The organism is Pantoea sp. EABMAA-21, from assembly GCF_030053335.1.
GTDB classification, from domain to species: Bacteria; Pseudomonadota; Gammaproteobacteria; order Enterobacterales; family Enterobacteriaceae; genus Pantoea; species Pantoea communis.
Map to the genome: position 1 here is coordinate 188,232 of NZ_JASGBX010000001.1, position 18,986 is coordinate 207,217.

At 53.5% G+C, this 18,986-nt stretch carries 18 protein-coding genes; 12 read left to right on the forward strand and 6 right to left on the reverse strand.

Features of this window, described 5'->3' with window-relative positions:
* The first annotated feature begins 5 nt into the window (after positions 1 to 5).
* Positions 6 to 962: a sugar-binding transcriptional regulator gene (locus tag QMZ65_RS00840; protein WP_160832935.1), complete on the forward strand. Its 957-nt coding sequence runs from the start codon at positions 6 to 8 to the stop codon at positions 960 to 962.
* Here the strand turns inward: QMZ65_RS00840 and QMZ65_RS00845 are convergent.
* The 4 genes from QMZ65_RS00845 to QMZ65_RS00860 form a co-directional block, all read right to left on the reverse strand.
* Positions 959 to 1,498 (reverse strand): GNAT family N-acetyltransferase, encoded by a 540-nt coding sequence (locus QMZ65_RS00845; protein ID WP_283215209.1) that lies wholly within the window; start codon positions 1,496 to 1,498, stop codon positions 959 to 961. The two genes, QMZ65_RS00840 and QMZ65_RS00845, sit on opposite strands and share 4 nt — an antisense overlap.
* Before the next feature lie 51 nt (positions 1,499 to 1,549).
* Positions 1,550 to 2,290: a DeoR/GlpR family DNA-binding transcription regulator gene (locus tag QMZ65_RS00850; protein WP_034823463.1), complete on the reverse strand. Its 741-nt coding sequence runs from the start codon at positions 2,288 to 2,290 to the stop codon at positions 1,550 to 1,552.
* 42 nt (positions 2,291 to 2,332) lie between these two features.
* Positions 2,333 to 3,595, reverse strand: a complete 1,263-nt coding sequence (locus QMZ65_RS00855; RefSeq protein WP_283215210.1) for a DUF1479 domain-containing protein — start codon at positions 3,593 to 3,595, stop codon at positions 2,333 to 2,335.
* Positions 3,596 to 3,831: 236 nt separating this feature from the next.
* A complete protein-coding gene (locus tag QMZ65_RS00860; protein WP_283215211.1) occupies positions 3,832 to 4,509 on the reverse strand; it encodes a LuxR C-terminal-related transcriptional regulator in 678 nt (225 codons plus the stop codon).
* Positions 4,510 to 4,799: 290 nt separating this feature from the next.
* Between QMZ65_RS00860 and QMZ65_RS00865 the strand changes: the two genes are divergently transcribed.
* From QMZ65_RS00865 to QMZ65_RS00875, 3 genes are all read left to right on the forward strand, one after another.
* A complete protein-coding gene (locus QMZ65_RS00865) occupies positions 4,800 to 5,591 on the forward strand; it encodes a winged helix-turn-helix domain-containing protein (RefSeq protein WP_283215418.1) in 792 nt (263 codons plus the stop codon).
* Positions 5,588 to 6,067: a hypothetical protein gene (locus QMZ65_RS00870; protein ID WP_141399001.1), complete on the forward strand. Its 480-nt coding sequence runs from the start codon at positions 5,588 to 5,590 to the stop codon at positions 6,065 to 6,067. The genes QMZ65_RS00865 and QMZ65_RS00870 overlap by 4 nt, the downstream gene beginning before the upstream one ends.
* A 291-nt stretch (positions 6,068 to 6,358) precedes the next feature.
* On the forward strand, positions 6,359 to 6,991 hold the full coding sequence (locus QMZ65_RS00875; protein WP_283215212.1) for a LysE family translocator: 633 nt from the start codon (positions 6,359 to 6,361) through the stop codon (positions 6,989 to 6,991).
* Positions 6,992 to 7,034: 43 nt separating this feature from the next.
* Here the strand turns inward: QMZ65_RS00875 and ampC are convergent, their stop codons facing one another.
* Positions 7,035 to 8,153 (reverse strand): class C beta-lactamase, encoded by a 1,119-nt coding sequence (gene ampC / locus QMZ65_RS00880; protein ID WP_283215213.1) that lies wholly within the window; start codon positions 8,151 to 8,153, stop codon positions 7,035 to 7,037.
* 286 nt (positions 8,154 to 8,439) lie between these two features.
* On the opposite strand from ampC, the gene QMZ65_RS00885 reads away from it, so the two are divergent.
* The 8 genes from QMZ65_RS00885 (at position 8,440) to QMZ65_RS00920 (ending at position 17,492) form a co-directional block, all read left to right on the forward strand.
* Positions 8,440 to 9,468 (forward strand): substrate-binding domain-containing protein, encoded by a 1,029-nt coding sequence (locus tag QMZ65_RS00885; RefSeq protein ID WP_034823457.1) that lies wholly within the window; start codon positions 8,440 to 8,442, stop codon positions 9,466 to 9,468.
* An 8-nt stretch (positions 9,469 to 9,476) separates the two neighbouring features.
* Complete coding sequence (locus QMZ65_RS00890; RefSeq protein ID WP_283215214.1) at positions 9,477 to 10,982, forward strand: sugar ABC transporter ATP-binding protein; 1,506 nt, start codon at positions 9,477 to 9,479, stop codon at positions 10,980 to 10,982.
* Positions 10,979 to 11,974, forward strand: coding sequence for an ABC transporter permease (locus QMZ65_RS00895; RefSeq protein ID WP_097117112.1), 996 nt, complete (start codon positions 10,979 to 10,981; stop codon positions 11,972 to 11,974). Before QMZ65_RS00890 ends, QMZ65_RS00895 begins: the two co-directional genes overlap by 4 nt.
* Positions 11,975 to 11,987: 13 nt before the next feature.
* Positions 11,988 to 12,980, forward strand: coding sequence for a sugar-binding transcriptional regulator (locus tag QMZ65_RS00900; protein WP_160832941.1), 993 nt, complete (start codon positions 11,988 to 11,990; stop codon positions 12,978 to 12,980).
* Positions 12,970 to 14,724, forward strand: a complete 1,755-nt coding sequence (locus QMZ65_RS00905) for a glycerol-3-phosphate dehydrogenase/oxidase (RefSeq protein ID WP_283215215.1) — start codon at positions 12,970 to 12,972, stop codon at positions 14,722 to 14,724. The genes QMZ65_RS00900 and QMZ65_RS00905 overlap by 11 nt, the downstream gene beginning before the upstream one ends.
* Complete coding sequence (locus tag QMZ65_RS00910; protein WP_211727935.1) at positions 14,708 to 15,547, forward strand: class I fructose-bisphosphate aldolase; 840 nt, start codon at positions 14,708 to 14,710, stop codon at positions 15,545 to 15,547. The genes QMZ65_RS00905 and QMZ65_RS00910 overlap by 17 nt, the downstream gene beginning before the upstream one ends.
* 60 nt (positions 15,548 to 15,607) lie before the next feature.
* Positions 15,608 to 17,095: an FGGY-family carbohydrate kinase gene (locus tag QMZ65_RS00915; protein WP_283215216.1), complete on the forward strand. Its 1,488-nt coding sequence runs from the start codon at positions 15,608 to 15,610 to the stop codon at positions 17,093 to 17,095.
* Between the two features lie 67 nt (positions 17,096 to 17,162).
* Positions 17,163 to 17,492, forward strand: a complete 330-nt coding sequence (locus tag QMZ65_RS00920) for a DHCW motif cupin fold protein (RefSeq protein WP_034823450.1) — start codon at positions 17,163 to 17,165, stop codon at positions 17,490 to 17,492.
* A 189-nt stretch (positions 17,493 to 17,681) separates the two neighbouring features.
* On the opposite strand, the gene QMZ65_RS00925 is transcribed toward QMZ65_RS00920, so the two are convergent.
* On the reverse strand, positions 17,682 to 18,932 hold the full coding sequence (locus QMZ65_RS00925) for an acid phosphatase (RefSeq protein WP_283215217.1): 1,251 nt from the start codon (positions 18,930 to 18,932) through the stop codon (positions 17,682 to 17,684).
* Positions 18,933 to 18,986 lie beyond the last annotated feature (54 nt).

Sequence of the window (18,986 nt, forward strand, 5' to 3'; positions counted from 1 at the left end):
GAAACATGAAACCGGCTCCTACTCCCGCTGAACGCGATGACTCTTTAGCCCTGCGTGCCGCCTGGCTGCACTACGTGGGCGGCCTGACCCAGGCTGAAGTCGCCAAACGTCTGGGATTACCGTCTGTCAAAACCCATCGCATGATTGCCAAGATGGTCGCGGAGGGTGCGGTGAAGGTGTCGATTGATGGCGATATCATGGCGTGCGTGGCGCTGGAAGATCAGCTGCGCGAAAAGCACGGACTGCGTTTTTGCCACGTTGCGCCTGACCTTGGTGAAGAGGGATTGCCAGTGCGAACGCTGGGTATGGCGGGCGCGGATTATCTGCGCAATCTCCTCACGTCGCAGCCTGCGATCACCCTGGGGCTGGGGCACGGCCGCACCCTTTCCGCCGCTATTCACCAACTCTCGCGCATTGACGCCCCGCATATGCGATTCGTTTCGCTGCTGGGCTGTCTGACGCGCAACTACGCGCTCAATCCCCACGATGTTATGCATCGCATAGCGGAAAAAACCGGTGCGCAAGCTTACATGATGCCGGTGCCGTTTTTCGCCAACACGCAGGAAGATCGCGACGTGCTGCTTAAGCAGCGCGGCGTCAGCGAAGTGTTTGCCATGGCGGCGCAGAGTGAGGTGAAGCTGGTGGGGATCGGCACCGTGGAACCTGCCGCGCAACTGGTCGAAGCCGGGATGATCGACGAAGACGAGATCAACGATATCTCGGCTTCTGGCGCTGTCGGTGAGCTGCTCGGTCATTTCTTTGACGCCAGCGGGCAGATGATTCACAACAGCCTGACAGCGCGTACGCTCTCGGTGGATTTAGAGCTTGCCCACCGCGCCGAGATTGTGGCGCTGGTGGGGGGATTAAGCAAAGTCGACGCGATCCGCGCGGTATTGGCCAGCGGGTTGGTGACGGGATTAATTACCGATGAATTAACGGCACAGGCGTTAATCGCAGGTTAGAGTGGCCTCCATTCGTCCGCGAATAATCCAAATACCCAATCGTCGCGCCACTCACCCGCGAGATGATAGCTTTTCCGCAAGGTGCCCTCCTGCTGGAATCCCACTTTTAATAGTGTCCTGCGTGAGGCTTCATTTCCTGCGGTCACAGTGGCAATCAGCTTGCGAAAGCCCAGTTCATTCAGCGCATAACGCGCAATATCGTGAAGTGATTCCGTACCAAATCCCTTGCCCTGAGCTTCTGCTGCCAGCAAAAAACCGACTTCCGCTACGCCGTCACCGCGATCGATAAATCCGGTGACGCCTAACGGCGCTGATTGCCCCTGTTCCATCATCACCAGACACAGCCAATGGGTGCTGCCTTTCTGCCAATGGGGCAATCTTATCTCGAACCTGTCACGTCGAATCTCTTCTTCAGGCTGCGGATCGGCCACATAGCGCATCACACGCTCATCCTGTTGCAGCGAGAGAAAGAATCGCCAGTCATCCGCAACTAACTGGCGATAGTGCAGTCTTTTAGAGGTGATGTTGGGGAACATGTGATCCTTCATTATGACAATGATGATTGTCGACGCTGATGAAAAGTGCCCCTAAATCAGCGTTAACTCCATTGGCTGCTGGCGCAATATTTCCTGATACACCGGCGACAGTTGGCTATCTGTAATCACCTGCTTAAAGGGCACGGTCGGTGCCAGAGCGAAGGGATGTATCTGACCAAACTTTGATGAATCGGTGAGCGCCACAGTGTGCGTCTGCTTTTCCATGATGGCGTTGACCACGTCGCAGCGCAGCATATCACGACCGGTAAAACCGGTGATGGCATCCCAGCCGTCGATACCGATAAAGGCTTTATGGAAGTTGAGGTGCTGGATGCACAATCGCGTCAGCGGCCCGACTACCGACTCACTGCTCTTCTGGAACAGCCCGCCAAGAATGATCACATCACCGCCCTGTTCCCGCAGCAATCCCGCGATGTAATGGCTGACGGTGATAATCGTGATATCACCGCGTTCGCTCAATTCGCGTGCCAGCAACGCGTTGGTGCTGCCGCCTTCAATAAACACCGTTTCACCCGCGTTAACCAGCGAAGCGGCGTACTCCGCCAGACGTTTTTTGACGGCAAAACGCGTTTGCATGCGTGCGCCGACATCGTCGCTTTCTGGCGCCACGGCTGAACCGTGCACGCGGCGCAGAAAGCCGCCCTTTTCCAGAACATTCAGATCCTGACGCACCGTCACCTCGGAAACGCCGGTGGTTTGCGCCAGTTCACTGACGCTGACGCTGCCGCGTTCGCTGACCAGTTGGATAATGTGCTGATGACGTGCGTTCATAGTGCCTGCTTTAATTAAAATTTTATCCAGCTTACCAGAAACTTACTCTAAGCCGAGACTGCGACGACCGTTGCTGTTTAACGCGTCCAAAGTGAATCGATCGCGCCAGCTGGCTTCATAGTCCTCTTTCGGGAAATCACCCGGTGAGGCACCGGTTGCCAGCGCCTCAGCAACCTGAGTGGCGTAAGCGGCATTCTTCTCACACAGGGGTGCAGCCGGAATGTACATCACATTGCCCCAACCTTGCTGATTCTCAACCGGTGCAACCGAATGGATAACATCACAGTGCCACCAGACAGAATCACCCGCTTCCATTGCTGGAATGGAACACAGTCCCTCGATGAGTTCCGGATGCCACTGCTCTGAGATGGGTAATACTTTGCCCGGTGCAACACCGCAGAGTTCATCCTCTGGTACATCTTTCAGCAGCGGACGCAGCAACAGATACGCCATCGCTTCCGGAACCGGCACCACATGCAGCAAGCCCTGACCCAATTGCATATCTGACAATGCAGTCCACCCCTGGAAAGTGCGGAAGACTGAACATTTGGTAGTGGTGCCAGCCTGATATTCATTCACTTCTGTGCGATGTGCCGCGTCCCAGGGATTATATTGATCGAATTGATTATTAAAGATTTTGCTAAACACCTGTTGGTAAGCTGGCAGTAACCAGCGTTCCAGCGCCCCGGAATCCGTATGCGCGCCCAGCCCTTTTGATGTGGTGCCCGGTAAACGACGGCGAATACGATCCGGATAGATGATGCTGACATCAGGGTCAAACCAGCGCGTTCCGTTGGATTCGTAGGTCCACAGGCGATTCAGGAAGGATTGGGTTTGTGCCATGGCGTCGCTCTGACGCGCCGACATCTGTGCTTCGCTCCAGTAGATCGGATAGATTTCAGGGCGTGAGGCATCGAGGCTGCCAAAGAAGTTGTCACCCGGCCCTTTATAGACTTCATCGAAATCATTTTTATCAAGGTATTCCAGCATCGACGCATCCCAGCCCAACGCCTGCTCGCGCGTAAAGGTCTGTTTCACCACCACACAGCCGCGACGACGAATGCGATCCTTCACTTCATCGGAAATGCGCCCTGCGGCGATGTCATCCCAACGTACCTGTGGCCATGCCGTGCCGTTTCGCGCTTCTTCCTCACGAGCTACAGCAATTTCGCTGAGGATTTTACTTCTGACCTGCTCAAACAGGCCCTCAACATCGCCGATTTGCGCTCTGAGCACCTGTTTCATCAAGCGGATATGCTGCTTTGCATCTTCAGGTTGTTGTAAAGAGGTAAAGGATGTATTCATTTTGTCGCTCCGATTGTTTCGAATGAAACATAAGTTAGCTTCATTCATAACAATCTGTCGGCATTTCACCTAACTGCAGCGCACGATTTTAAGAAACCCATCACAAAAAAATTAAGAACAACGTCCAACCGAAGGTGCACCGGAGTGGCTCTCCGGTGCCGGGAAATGAGGAAAAATGTCGGGAAATCAAGAGGAAAAAGACGGTGGTATGTGGGAAGGAAATGGCCTGGCAGGTACTATTCCAGCCAGGCGTGATACCGCTGATGGAGTTCAGCCAGATTTTTTACATTGAGTTTGCGCATTGCAGACTGTTTTTGGCTGCTAATGGTTTTAATACTTTTGTCTTTGGCAACAGCAATATCCGTTACGGTACGACCGCGATAAATGGAGCGGATGATCGTTCTTTCCGTGGTACTGAGTGAAAGCATCGCTTCTTCATACATTCTTGATGAGAATACCTGTCGTAAAGATGAACCCTTTTGCGGTGCAGTGGGTTTGACTTCAAATCCCCAGACTCGGTGTTCAAGTACTGCCGTCACCGCATCTTCAACCTCGCGCTGATTGCATTTCCTGTTTAATATGGCTTGCACACCTGATTTTTTATATTTTTGTAATAGCCTGATATCCGATGCGCGGGTTAAAATTATCACTGATGCTGTGGGCAAGTAAGATTTTATCAGCATAGAAATAACATCTGCATTGCCAACCTCAGTATCGATAATAATCAGATCCAAATCTCTATCAATGATGTTGATCTGTTCATCATGGGTTTGGATGGGATGGTGAGTCACCGTCACAGCATTTAATGTTGTCAACATGGCGCGAATACCATAATAGGTGATCGCGCTGGGTGTCATAATAGCGATATTTTTATTTTTGATTTTGCTTGTCGTTATTTTAATGACGCTATGCATTGTTGATGTTCCTCAATTGTGATCACGCCAATATGCAATTATTACAGATTCATCTGAACGATATTAGCCGATGCCATGCGATTAATCCGATGCGGATATTATTGGCTAGATTGAAGGCTTTCAACATACTGGCGTAAATGTCACTTAAAAGTCACCAGCATGGAGATAATTCACATATTAATCATATAGATAACCCTGTGACAAAGCTGTTACCTACCTGATTGTCATCATCAGCATGCCCTTTTGTCAGACCGTGTTATAATCAGCCGCATGAAAAGTGTGCGTTGAAGATGCGCCGTGGGGATCAGGCAGAAGTGACCATTATTTTTTTTACCGATACCGGTCTGATCAGGCTGGAAGATAAAGAGATTATTCTTAGCAGGCAAAGTAAAATATGCCTGACGTACCTGTGTGAGCATGAAGGTAATATCGTTTCCAAAGAAGCATTACATGACGCTTGCTGGAGAAACCATGGTGCTGTGGTCTCCGATAATACCGTACGACAAACCCTTTTTCGCATCCGGAAATCACTCGCCTCACTGGAAGTAGAAGGCGAAATTCTTGAAACACTGGGATACATGGGATATCGCTTAAAACCCGGTTGCATCACTCTCGTTTCAGACTCACAAAATTATTCGTTACCGGAACGCCAGGATGGTTTGAATCAAAAACAAGAAACATCAGCGATCTCTGTTTCTGATACATCGAAATCAGCGCTTAAGAATAAACCGACAAAGATAAAACTCAGGGTACTTACGCTGCTGCTTTGCTGCCTGTTTTTTATCGTGGGCACTGTGATTCGTGGCCAACAACTTATCCACCCATTGCGGTATGGCGAACCACTTCTGCTTGATGGGCACAGCTTTCTGTTTTCGCAATACGTGGAAAATGACAAACATGACTCGGCAAGACGCGTGAGTTACTGGCTTAACAAAATGCAGGTTTCCATTACGCCGCACAGCAAAATCTACATTAATGCCGATCGTGGCAACGCGATTAATTTCTTTGTGTGTAAAGGCGAAATTGAACTGGCGACAACATCTTGCCAGACATTTGCGGTTATCGGGAGAAACCATCCATGAGAATGGCTGTTTCCGCGGCATGTTGCCTGTTGGCATTGTTGCTGGGTTGGTTTTCGCTGCCCTATTTTGTACGGCCATTTTCTGGCGATTGCCGGGCCGAGACCTATATCATCTATGACGAACCTGACCGGACCGTAGTCAGTCATGGCTACTGGGATATTTTAAGCGGCAGTCGTGAAGGTCATTTAAATGCTTATCTGGCATTTATGTCGCCGCAGGGGCTTGAAAGCAGGATTAATGTTGATCGCACCGTGAATCTTGATTATGACTACCATCCTGATTCCGTAACGGTTTCCACTCGCAAATCTTTTCGTATTGCGGGTCCTGATACGCAGGATCCCGTTATCGGAAAATATATTGATCCGCTGGCGGACGAGAATTTCACCGCCCGCATCTACCTGTTTAAAGTGGGAAACCAGGTCATTTCAGGCTTCCATTATCGGCCGCTTAACCGGTGTATGAAACCTGGATTTTGAAGCGAGTCAGACCGGTCGATCATTTGTTCTGGTAAAAATCCCAACGGTTGCCGTACAAATCCTCGAAAACCACAACCGTGCACACCACGAAATAATTGCTCAGCTTTATCTTCGCAACCCGGTTTTGCCGTTAGCAATGCCACTACAGGAACGGTCATTTTCATCTCCCTTTTAAATACAATAAGCCAAGCCAAACTAACGCAGCTTATTCCTGTTGTCAGTCTGAAAACGTGCGTTGCCTGATATGCCTGGTTCGCGCCATAATCGCGAAAATAACGCAAGGAGTGTTGCATGCCAGAACTGTCGAGTTGGTTAGCCTTTGCATTGGTGGCGTTGGGATTGGTGCTTACGCCCGGCCCCAATATGATCTACCTGGTTTCGCGTTCGCTGTGTCAGGGCAAGCGGGCGGGTTATATTTCCCTCGGCGGCGTGGCGTTAGGTTTTGTGTTTTATATGCTGTGCGCGGCGCTGGGTATCACCGCGTGGTTGCTTGCCGTTCCATGGGCCTATGATGCGCTGCGTTTCAGTGGCGCACTCTATTTGCTGTATCTTGCGTGGCAGGCACTCGAGCCTGGCGGCCGCTCGCCATTTGCCGTGCGCGATCTCCCTGCCGACAACCCGCGTAAATTGTTCACCATGGGTTTCCTCACCAACCTCGCGAACCCAAAAATCGCCATGATGTTTCTGTCGCTATTACCGCAGTTTATTAGCCCGCATCACGGTAGTGTGCTGATGCAGTCGCTGATATTGGGCGTCACCCAAATTGTAATTAGCCTGACGGTCAATGCGATTTTCATTACTACCGCTGGCCAGGTGTCGACATTTTTACTGACGCGCCCCAGCTGGCAGCGTTTGCAGCGCTGGCTGATGGGCACGGTGCTGGCGGGCATGGCCGTCAAACTCGCATTGGATGCACGAAAGTAAGTTGCGATTTAATTGGGCGCGTCGGGGCGCGCCCAACAATCCGTTAGTGAGCCAACATCTGAATGATTTTGTACGCCGCGATGACGCGATCGTCATTCGGGAACCATTTATTCGCCAGCATAATCACCGCAATCTTCTGTGACGGAATAAACACCCCGTAGGTTGAGAAACCATTGGTCGAACCGGTTTTGTTATACCACGCCTGTTGTGGCGCAGCCTGCGGTGGCGTGATCAACGTGGCCGACATCCCTTTCATGATGCGCTGACCGCTGTTGCCTTCCACCAACTGCTTTGATGAGACAGGCAACGGATAGTATTCCCACATCATCGCCTGCGTAAACGCCTCGGTTTTGAAGTAGCCCTGATGCGTGGTGGCGATCGCCTGCTGCCACTCCGTCGCGACCTTCTGTTCATCAAGTTGAATCGCCAGCCAGCGAATCAGATCAGCGGATGTCGATTTCAACCCATACGATTCAGCATCCAACGGGCCTGGCGTCACACGTACCGGCTTGTCTTGTTTATTGTAACCTTGCGCATATTGGCCCATCTCTGACTGAGGCACCTGAATATAAGTGTGCTTCATGCCCATCGCGGGTAACAGTTGCTGCTCCATCGCGCTGATAAACGGCTGATGCAAGCTTTTGGCGGCAATCATGCCGAGCATACCAATCCCCAGATTGGAGTAGACACGCTGAGTGCCCGGCTGAGCCGGCGGTTGCCAGTTTTTGTACCAGTTCATCAACTGCTGCTGATTGGTGACATCGTCCGGCACAAACAGCGGCGTGCCCGTGGTGTGAGTAGCAAGGTTAAGCAGTGACACCTGATCAAACGCACTGCCCTTTAGGTCGGGCAACCATGTACTGGCTTTGTCACTAAACTGCAGTTTTTTCTGCTGAGCCGCATAGCTCGCTAAGGTAGCGGTAAAGGTTTTGCTGAGTGACCCGATTTCAAACAAGGTCTGCGCGGTAATTGGCTGCTGAGTCTCTTTGGATGCCACACCGTAATTGTAAAACTCGGTTTTGCCATCGTGCAGAATAGCCACCGCCATGCCAGGGATTTGATATTGCTGCATCAACGGTTTGATGATGGCGTCAGGTGAAGGGGTTTGTGCGAGGACGCTGGTGCTTGCCAGCAGCGTTAGCGCAGTAAGAGATAAGCGCATGAAAATTCCTTTTATTTCAGTTAAGCCACAATTTCAGCACGTGATTATAAAATTCCGTCACGGTTTCTCCTAACCAAATATTCTGCTATCTGCGGGAAAGTGAAGGCGATCACAAGCGAGAAACATTTCATTAACCATTAATTGATCTTTTCCCCGCCAGCTTTTATAGCTTATGAAAATTATTTCACGAATCAGAAATAATTTTCAAAACGTACCCCGGCTCGTTTTTCCGCGTTAAGTCGTCACGGCTGAGCCTCTAAATTCAGCGTCTGCTCCGGGGAAAAACATGAAAAAAATCGCCATCCTTCTTTCCAGCCTTGCGTTAGCGGGCACACTCTCCAGCACCGCACGTGCCGCCGATGAATCACCACAGTTCCGTTGCAAACCTGGCGAAACTTACTACATGAACGTCATGGTGACCGGTGTTGAATACTGGTTTCCGGTGTACGAGATGTTTAAACAAGCTGCGCATCAGCTGGGCTGCAAAACCGTTTATGGTGGCACGCCCGCTTATGACGTCAACCAGCAGTTAGCCAGTTTCGAACAGATTCTGGCGCAGAAACCCGCCGGGATTTTCCTCCATCCGATGAATCCCGACCCCTTTATCGAGCCAATTAATCGTGCGGCAGAGATGGGCATTCCGGTGGTAACCTTTGCCGCTGATTCCCCCAACAGCAAGCGTGTCGCTTACATCACCTCAGACAACTTCCGTGAAGGTAAAGCCGCCGCCGATGAACTCGGTAAAGCCATGGGCAAAGGCGCGGAGTATGCGGTGCTGGAAAATCCAGGGCAGGATAATCATGACCGTCGGGTTACGGCTTTTATCAATGAGATGAAAACCGCGTTTCCTGACAGCAAGCTGGTTGCGCGCGCCGCCACTAATCAGGATCCATCAAAAGCCTACAACGCCGTGCTGTCGATGCTACAAGCGAATCCAAACCTGAAAGGCATCTTCATGCCTGAAGCCAGTTCCGCAATCGGTGCCGCACAGGCAGTGGTGGAAAACGGTGGCAAAGTGAAAGTGATGACGGTGGACGTCAACGCCAAAGTACTGGATATGATCAAAAGCGGCGAGGTATTTGGTGCTATCAACCCCAATCAGGGAATACAGGGCTACATGGGCTTTATGACGCTGTTCCTTGCCGCCCACCCAGAATTGATTGACCCCATGAATGATGCCAAACGCAACGGTGTGAATCCCTTCTCGTTCCCAATCCTCGACAATGGTTATGCCGTGGTGACTAAAGAAAATGCCGATGATTTCCGCTGGGACCGTTACCTGAAACGTCGTGGAACCAAAGGCATCAACGAGTAAGGGGAAAGATGATGACGGCACTGCTTGAGTTACGCAGCATCAGCAAACGCTTCGGCGCAGTACAGGCGTTACAGGACGTTGATCTTACGCTAAGGTCCGGTGAAATTCATGCGCTGGCCGGTGAAAACGGCGCGGGTAAGTCTACTCTGATGAATATCATTGATGGCATTCTGCGCCCCGACTGCGGTGAAATAGTGTTGGAGGGGCAATCCGTAACCATACGCTCGCCGCGTGAGGCGCAGCGGTTAGGCATCGGGCTGGTGCATCAGGAGATCGCGTTGTGCCCGGATATTACTATCTATGAAAATATCTGGATGGCGCATCAGCAGCGCGGCTTTCTATTACCGCATAAAACCTTGAGGGAAAAAGCGCAGCAGGTTATGAATCGTCTTGCGCCGATTCCAGTGAGTAAAAAGGTTAGTGAACTGTCGTTGTCACAACAGCAACTCGTAGAGATTGCCAAAGCACTGACGCTGGATTGTCGTTTGCTGATTCTGGATGAGCCCACTGCAGCGCTCACGGAACCAGAAGCGCAGACGCTGTTCACCATCGTGCGTCAACTGCGCGATCAGGGCATCACGGTGGTGTATATCAGTCATCGTATGGCCGAGATTTTTGCGCTTTGTCAGCACATCACCATTCTGCGCGATGGCCGGACGGTGCACAGTGCGCCATTGAACAGCATGACACCGGATGAAGTCATTACGCGCCTTGTCGGTCGCGAATTGTCGCAACTCTATCCCGATAAACGCCCCTCTCATCGTGCCGCACCGCTGCTGGAGGTACGATCTCTTAGCGATAGTCAGCGTTTTTACGATATCAACTTCGAGCTGTATCCCGGCGAAATTCTCGGCATAGGTGGCTTGATGGGCGCCGGCCGTAGCGAAATCGCTCAGGGCGTGTGCGCATTACAGCCGGTAACTCACGGCACGATACGTATCAAAGGGCAGCCAGCAACACTGAAAAATTACGCCGCCAGTATCCAACAGCACATGGTTTATTTATCCGAAGATCGTAAGGACGCCGGGCTGTTTTTAGCAATGCCAATTGACTGGAACATCTCGGCGCTGGATGTCCGCGCGATTAGCCATCGCGGTTTGACGCTAAGCCCAAGCCGCGAGCGTGCGCAAGCGGAAGCGCTGGCGTATCAGGTCAAACTGAAACGCGGCAAATTGAGCGACCCGGTGTCATCGCTTTCTGGCGGCAATCAGCAGAAAGTGGCGCTAGCGCGCGTGCTGTCGGTGCACCCCGAAATCATCTTTCTTGATGAACCGACGCGCGGCGTTGATGTCAGCGCCAAGGCAGAGATCTACCAGATCCTCGCCCAATTAGCACATAACGGTGTCGGACTGGTGGTGATTTCATCAGAGTTACCTGAGCTGATTGGTTTATGTGACCGCATTATCGTGATTCATGAAGGTCACATCACCGGTGAAGTGACCGGCGATGCAATGACCGAGGAGAATCTGATGAGACTGGCTGCTGGCATTCCCCCTGAAGTGGAGGCGCTATGACCATGAATACGACCTTGCCCGGAGCAGGCAAATCCCGGCTGTCATTGTTTGGCGGCCTGCACAAGCAGCGGGAAATCGGCTTGATTGCGATCATCGCGTTAATCTTTATCGTGATGAGTTTTACCTCACCCTACTTCCTGACGTGGGCCAATATGAAAGCGATGCTGTTGTCGTTTTCGATTGAAGGCATTGTGGTGATCGGTATGACGATCTTGTTGATCGTCGGCGGTCTCGATCTCTCGGTCGGCGCGGTGGTGTGCCTTTCTATGGTGGTCGCGGGACAACTGTTTCTCAGTGGGGTGGATCCCTGGCTGGCCAGCCTGGGAGGAATAGCGGCCGCCGCACTGGTAGGCTTGCTGATGGGTTTAACAGTGACCAAAATCGGCCTGAGTCATTTTATTGCCTCGCTGGCAGCGATGGTGATTGTGCGCGGGCTTTGCATGATCATCACCCAGGGCACGCCGCTGTCGCTGTTCACACTTCCCGTCAGTTTCAAATTTATCGGCCAGGGTGCCATGTGGGGCATTCCGTTTGTCATCCTGCTGTTCTTTGTATTGGTCGCCCTGTTCGATTTCCTGCTGCGCAAAGCCACGCTGTTCCGCAAAGTATTTTATACCGGCAGTAATGAACGTGCGGCGGCCTATTCCGGCATCAACATCAACCGCATAAAACTGTGGGTCACGGTACTCACCTCAACGCTAGCAGGTGTAGCCGGCATTATTTATATGGCGCGGTTAGGCTCAGCTACCCCGACCTTTGGCGTAGGGATGGAACTGAACGTGATAGCGGCGGCGGTGATAGGCGGCGCAAGCCTGAAAGGCGGCACTGGCTCGATTCTGGGCGCGGTTTTAGGTGTCGCACTGCTCTCCATCGTGACCAGCTCACTGATCCTGATTAATGTTTCCGTCTACTGGCAGGACTTGATCAAAGGTTTAATTCTGCTGGCGGCGGTGTCGATTGACCACCTGCTGAACAAATATCGGGCAGCATAAGGACGCATCATCGATGGAATTCGCCAGCGAACATCCAGCATTTCACAGTGCACGCCAGATCTATCAGGTATTGGTGATGTATTACCTCGACGGCAAAAAGCAGTCGGAGATTGCGGTGGAAACCGGGTTGTCGGTCGCCAGCGTGAATCGCCTGATTCGTCAGGGCAAAGAGAGCGGCATGGTAGAAATCACTATCAAATCGCCCTGGTTGTCGGCCCACCAACTCGAAAGTGATCTGCAGCAATGGGGTCAACTGCAACAGGTGGTGGTGGCACCCAATGTCGCGCGCAGTGATGAGCAGAATTTACAGATGGTGGGCGCGGCGGCGGCGGATTATTTGCTATCACGTCTGAAAGATGGCGACGTTATTGCGATCACCGGTGGCAAAGGCGTGAGCGCTCTGGTGGAGGCACTGCGTCCTTCGCGCAAATACGATGTTCAGGTCGTGCCTGCATTGGGTTGCGTGCAAGGAAAGCACTATACCGACGTGAATCATGTTGCCTCTGAAATGGCGGCTCGGCTTGGCGGCCATGCCTGGCAGATTCATGCCCCGCTCTTCACTGACTCTGCTGCTGAACGTGACATGTTGATGAGAATCAGTGCCGTAGACCGGGTGCTGGATAAAGCGCGTAACGCTACGCTGGCAGTGGTCGGTCTTGGTTCTATTCACAGCGACAGTTCCAGCTACTACGATTTGAATCTGGCAGCTCGTCATGCATCCGCCAGCATCGAAACCAGTGGCGCACGCAGCGAACTGCTAGCCTGGTTACTCGATGCACAAGGCCAGCCCGCGCCGTTTGACGCCAATCAGCGGCTGGTTGGGCTGACCTTATCGGAGCTACAACGTATTCCCTTTTCTATGGCGGTGGTGGCCGGACGCGACAAAGTGGATCCCATCCACTGTGCGCTGCAAGGCCAGTGGCTAAAAGGCATGGTCACCGACGAATCCACCGCAGCAGGCGTACTCGAAATGGCCAAGAGCCGGGGAGCAATCCATGGAGAATAATGCAACACGCGAGCAGCGACTCAGCGCTTTACGACAGCGCACGTCCACACCAGTGCTGATTGTCGGTGGCGGCATCAACGGCATCAGCACCTTTCGCGAACTGGCATTGCAGGGTATTCCGGCGGTTCTGGTGGAAAAAGGTGACTGGTGCCAGGCGGCCAGCGGTGCGCTTTCTCGTATGATCCACGGCGGACTGCGCTATCTGGAAACCGGCGAGTTTACGCTGGTCAAAGAGTCGGTGATGGAGCGTGACCGGCTACTGAAAAACGCGGCGCACTATGTTTTTCCGCTGCGTACCACTGTCCCGATCGACAACCTCGGCGGCGGACTGCTCAATGCTACGCGGCGTTTTTTGCGTCTGAGCGACAAACCCACTCGCCGCGGCGCTCTGCTGATCAAAACTGGCCTCAGTCTCTACGATGTCTACACCAGGCAGTACGGATCGATGCCCAAACATCAGGTGCGCGGTGAGGCAGCCACGCGCGACCGCTGGCCAGGATTTGCCCCCTGGGTGAAATACAGCGCCAGCTACTACGATGCCTGGATCAGTGCACCGGAACGACTGGGTTATGAATTGATTGAAGATGCCGAGCGTGCTTGTCCGGAGGCACTGGCGCTGAATTATTTGCAACTGGTGAGCGCCGATGGCGAATCCGTTACGTTACAGGATGCACTCAGCGGTGAGCACTTTACTCTGCAGCCGCATGTATTGGTGAATGCCGGCGGCGCGTGGATAGATCAGCTCAATCAGCATCTGGCGCCCACGGAACATTTCACCAAACTGATTGGCGGGACCAAGGGTTCGCATTTGATCATTGATCACCCCAAACTGTTACAGATGCTCGATGGGGAAATGGTCTATTTCGAAAACCAGGAAGGCCGCGTCTGCATTATGTTTCCGTGGTTTGGCAAAGTGCTGCTCGGTTCCACGGATATCCGCGTGGACGATCCCGATAGCGTGGTGTGTGAAGAGGAGGAAAAAGCCTACATTCTTGAGTCGCTGCGCTTTGTTTTTCCTGACGTCGTGGTGCCGGAATCGTCGATTCTCTATACCTTTTGCGGTGTGCGTCCGCTTCCGGCCAGCAACGCCAAAGTTAACGGGCAAATCTCGCGCAATCACTCGCTGGTGCTGCTGCCGCCTGATGCCGCACATGCTTACAGCTTGCTATGCCTGGTCGGCGGCAAATGGACCACCTTTCGTCAGTTTGGTGAAGAGGCCGCGGATCGGGTATTGCGTCTGATCGGAGAAAAGCGCCGTGTGTCGAGCGGCGATCTGCCCATCGGCGGTGGACGCGACTTCCCTGCACCTTCCGGGCAAACCGCGTGGCTTGCCCAACTCGCGCATCTGCATTCACTGCCCTTGTCCCGCGTATCGCAGTTAGTCCGCCGTTATGGCAGCCGCGCCCTGCCAATCCTGCAATTGATCCAGCAACAGGGGGAGCAGCCGCTACAGCATCATGCGGGGTATAGCGCGCTGGAACTTCGTTACCTTATTGAGCATGAGCAGGTTCAACAACTTGAAGACCTGCTGGTGCGCCGCACGTCGCTGGCGATTTGCGGCGAATTGGCCCCCTCACTGGTGGCAGAAATTGCTCAACTGATGGCGGATCTGCGCGGCTGGAATGTCACTCAACTGCAAAACCATCTGCAAAACACTTGCGCCAGTCTGGCGCGACAGCACGGCCTGACCGATCTCAACCCCACTCTTTTCCAGGAGGAAACACGCCATGTTAGTCAGCAATAAAGTCCGCATGAATCGTCTGTTTCAACACGGTAAGTGCCTTGATGTGGCTATCGACCACGGTATTGCGAATGAGCCCGACTTTCTGATTGGGTTAGAGAACATCGAAGGTGTGATGGAGAACCTGATCGCCGCGCAACCGGATGCCATTCAGGTGAATTACGGCCAGGCCGATCTGTTGCAACAGGTCGCGGGACGGAAACCGGCGCTGGTGATGCGCACGGATGTCGGCAACGCCTATAACGCGGCGCGCCATCGCGAAATGTGGGCGGTGTTGCACAACCCGGATGAGCCAATCCTCGCCGCGTTGCAGATGGATGCGGCTGCGGTGGTAGTGAATCTCTATCTGATCCCCGATGAACCCGGCATTTTCCGTATGTGCGTGGAGAACATCGGCCGTCTGCGTCAGGCTTGCGATCGTTATGCGATGCCGCTGATGATCGAACCTCTGGTAATGGCGCCGGCAGGACAAGGCGCGGCTTACGGTTCGATCGGTGATGTAGAGAAAATCGTACCGCTGGTGCGTCTGGCGCGTGAACTCGGCGCCGACATTATCAAAGCCGACCCCACGGAGAAGGTGGAAGATTTTCACCGCGTGGTGGAAGCGGCGCGTTGTCCGACGCTGGTGCGCGGTGGCGGCAAAGGGGAACTGGCACCGGTGCTGGCCAAAAGCGCGGCGTTAATGGCGCAAGGTGCCAGCGGCATGGTGTACGGCCGGAACGTGTATCAACACGATAATCCGTCTCGCGTGGTGAAAGCGCTGATGGCGATCATTCACCGGGGCGCCAGCGGCGCGGAAGCCCTGGACATTTATCAGCAGGGTTGAGTTTTACCTGCACCGGCGCTTAAGCGGTGCGCCGTCTTCGTCTGTGAATCGGAGTCGGATATGAGTCAACTTCTCGGCATAGATGCCGGAAACACCATGATCAAAGCGGTACTGTTCGATCTCAGTGGCCGCGTACTGTCGGTTGCCGAATGTGCGGGAGAAACCCTCCAGCCGCAAGAAGGTTATGCGGAGCGTCCGGTAGAAGATATCTGGCACGGGGTCAGCGTGGCCGTCACGCGCTGCCTGCAACAGGCGGGCAGCGCGGCGAATGAGGTTATTGCCGTGGGCGCGGCGGGTCACGGTAACGGCTTGTATGCACTTGATAAGCAGCAGCAGCCGTTGTTCGGCATTCAATCCATCGACCATCGTGCCATCGAAACCGTGCAGGGCCTGGAAGCCAGCGGTAACGATAAAGCCATCTATCAACTTTCGCTGCAGAAGCCCTGGCCCGCCGCCACGCCCGTGCTGATCAGCTGGATTAAACAGCATCAGCCCGATCGCTGGGCGCAGATCGGCCATTTGTTGTGTGCTAAAGATGTCATCGCCCATTTCCTCTGCGGGGCTATCAGCGCTGAGGTTTCCGATGCCGCCGGAGCCGGATTAATCGATTATCGACAGCGCAATTACAGCCACGAGTTGATGGCGTTGTATGGCATTGAAGAGGCGCTTAACCTGCTGCCGCCTCTGGGCGAGTCTTGTGCGGTGGTCGGACACGTGACCGCGCGCGCCGCGCAACTCACCGGGTTACCGTCAGGTATTCCGGTGGTGGCCGGCATTTTTGATGTGGTGGCCAGTGCCATTGGTTCTGGCGTGGTGAAAACCGGCGAGGCTTCTATCGTCGCAGGAACCTGGAGCATCAATCAGGTGGTGGTCGATAAACCGGATTATCAGCGGCCCGTGTTTATGAATTCAATTATTGAAAATGATCGCTTTATGGCGATTGAAGCCAGCGCCACCTCGGCCGCCAATCTCGACTGGTTCCTGCGTGAGTTCGATGATGGACGCGCTGGCAACGGCGCGGCGGACAGCAGTGATACCGTGGCCCATGTTGAACCCAACCCGCAGTTGCCGCTCTATCATCCTTACCTCTATTCCGGTCGTAAATCTGAACCCGCAAAAGCGGGGTTTTATGGCTTGAGCGGCTGGCATACGCGCGCAGATATGCTGTTCGCGCTGTTTGAAGGCGTGACATTTGCCCATCGCGCACACATCGATCGCTTGCGCGCAGCAGGGATTCCGTTTACCCACGCGACCCTTTCTGGTGGCGCGGCGCGCAGCTGCATCTGGCCGCAAATGTTTGCTGATGTGTTGGGCGTTCCGATTCGCGTGGCTGAGTGCAAAGAGACTGGCGCGCTGGGTGCTGCGCTTTGTGCGGGCGTCGGCGTAGGTGTCTGGCCCGATCTGGCCATGGCGGCACAGCAAGCAGTACGCCTTAATCCCGGCGAGTTACAGCCACGCCCGGAACGCTTTGCGTTTCATGATGCACGTTATCGGGTGTTTAAAAGGCTGGAGCTGGCGATGAGCGAAATGTGGCATGAAGTTGGTTGAATTCACTGGTTATTTTTTTGCCAGGCGGTAATGTTGTGTTCTCGTCGAATTCAATAAGGATAGCGTCGTGCAGATCAATCAACTACCGTTTGGCATTACCGACTGGAGCACCCTCGAGACCGAAAAACATCCGGGCGACAGCGGGTTTGCGCTGTGGCGCACTCAGCGTTTTGGCGATATTCGTGTGCGCATGGTGGAGTATTCGCCGGGTTATCTCGCCGATCACTGGTGCAGCAAAGGTCATATATTGCTGTGTCTGGAAGGCGAAATGATCACCGAACTGGAAGATGGCCGCACTTTTACCCTGACCCCGGGCGTGAGCTATCAGGTTGCCGATAATGCCGAGGCGCACCGCTCTTCCACTGCACAGGGTGCAAAGTTATTTATTGTCGATTGACGTTTGAAGGGCTATGCACTGTTTGAAAAAGTGCCGGGAATGTTGCCCTGCAAATACGATGACGCTTTTCGAACCAGCCATTTTCGGTCGTGACATCTGTCATGCAATCAACTGTTATTTAATTAAATCCTTCGATATCTCCCTGTAAAACGCAGGCGCTGCCGTTCACGAACAGTGCCCGCCTCAGTATTACTTCGCCTTAGCGTAAGCGGCGGTCAGATCGACGCGCTGCCAGAAGGATTGCTCAGCATTACCCGACAACGGATAACCGTTTGGCAAGGCGGTTTTCACCATCAGGCGACGAATCTGCGCGTCAGACAGGTGCGGCAGCGCCGTTTTCAGCAGGATCTCTGCGCCCTGCGGTATCTGCACCGGCGTATTTTTCACATTGGCTTTTGGCAGATTGTAGCTCAGCGTGAAACGATAGAATTGCTTCATATCCGGCGCGCGGTAAGGATCGTCCTTGCCGGTTGTGCGTGCGCATTCAGCTAGCGAAGTACCACACTCCTTCTCCAGCGCGGCACGCAGTTGATCGCGCGCCTCTTTGAACAGCACCTGATAGCGTGCATCGTTGAGGTAAGTCGCCACGTTGCGCTCTGCCACCATACGTGAACCCATCACGTCCAGCGGATAGTGCACGCCTAACACCAGACGCGAATATCCATAACGCGCACCGCGTGTCACCAGTGCCTCAAAGCGTTCCGGCACCATTTCGGCCATCAGCAGCGCATCGGTATAACCGGTATTGGTGTGCCCGCTGGGGAACGATCCGCCGTCCGCGGTATAGCGCACATTGTCTTTCACCACCACATCATCGGGTACCAGATGGATGGTATTGCCTTCATGCAGGAACGGGCGCGGATAGTTAAAGTGTTTTTTGGCAGCGCTGGTGCTGACTTCACTGGCCTTAATCAGCGCAGCGGCTTTGCTCAGTTCGCCTTTGTCATAAGCCGCGATGAAGGCTTTACCCAGACGCGGTCCCATGGCATCAGACAGGAAATACAGCGAGCCGATCGCTTCCGCATCCTGCAACGCCTGATGACGCACGTTCTGCGTGGCATTCAGGTTGATATCAGTCACGGTGGCGCGGTTAGCCGTCAATACGCTGTCTGGCAATGTGCTGAAACCTGATAACAGCGCGATGCCAGCCTGCTGATTTTGCTTCACGTTGAAATCATAGCCACTGCTTTTCAGCCAGGCTTTGTCTGCCTGCGTGCTGGTCTGTTTGGCTTTTTCCAGTTGCTCACGTTTCAGTGACGCACTGTCGCCTTGCAGCCAGGTGCGCTGAGCCTGCAACGACTGTTGCTCCAGCTGCGTATAGCCTGGGGTTGAACCGGTAGACGTTTGTGCAGCCAGTGCGGCCGCCTGCGGCAGTGTTGTCGCATGGGCCTGTTGAGCGAGCAGTAAAACCGTTGCAATCAGTGTGTAGCGGGTTTTCATTATTTTCCCCTGTTATCAGAATATTACCTTGCCGGGGAAACACGCTAGCACCCT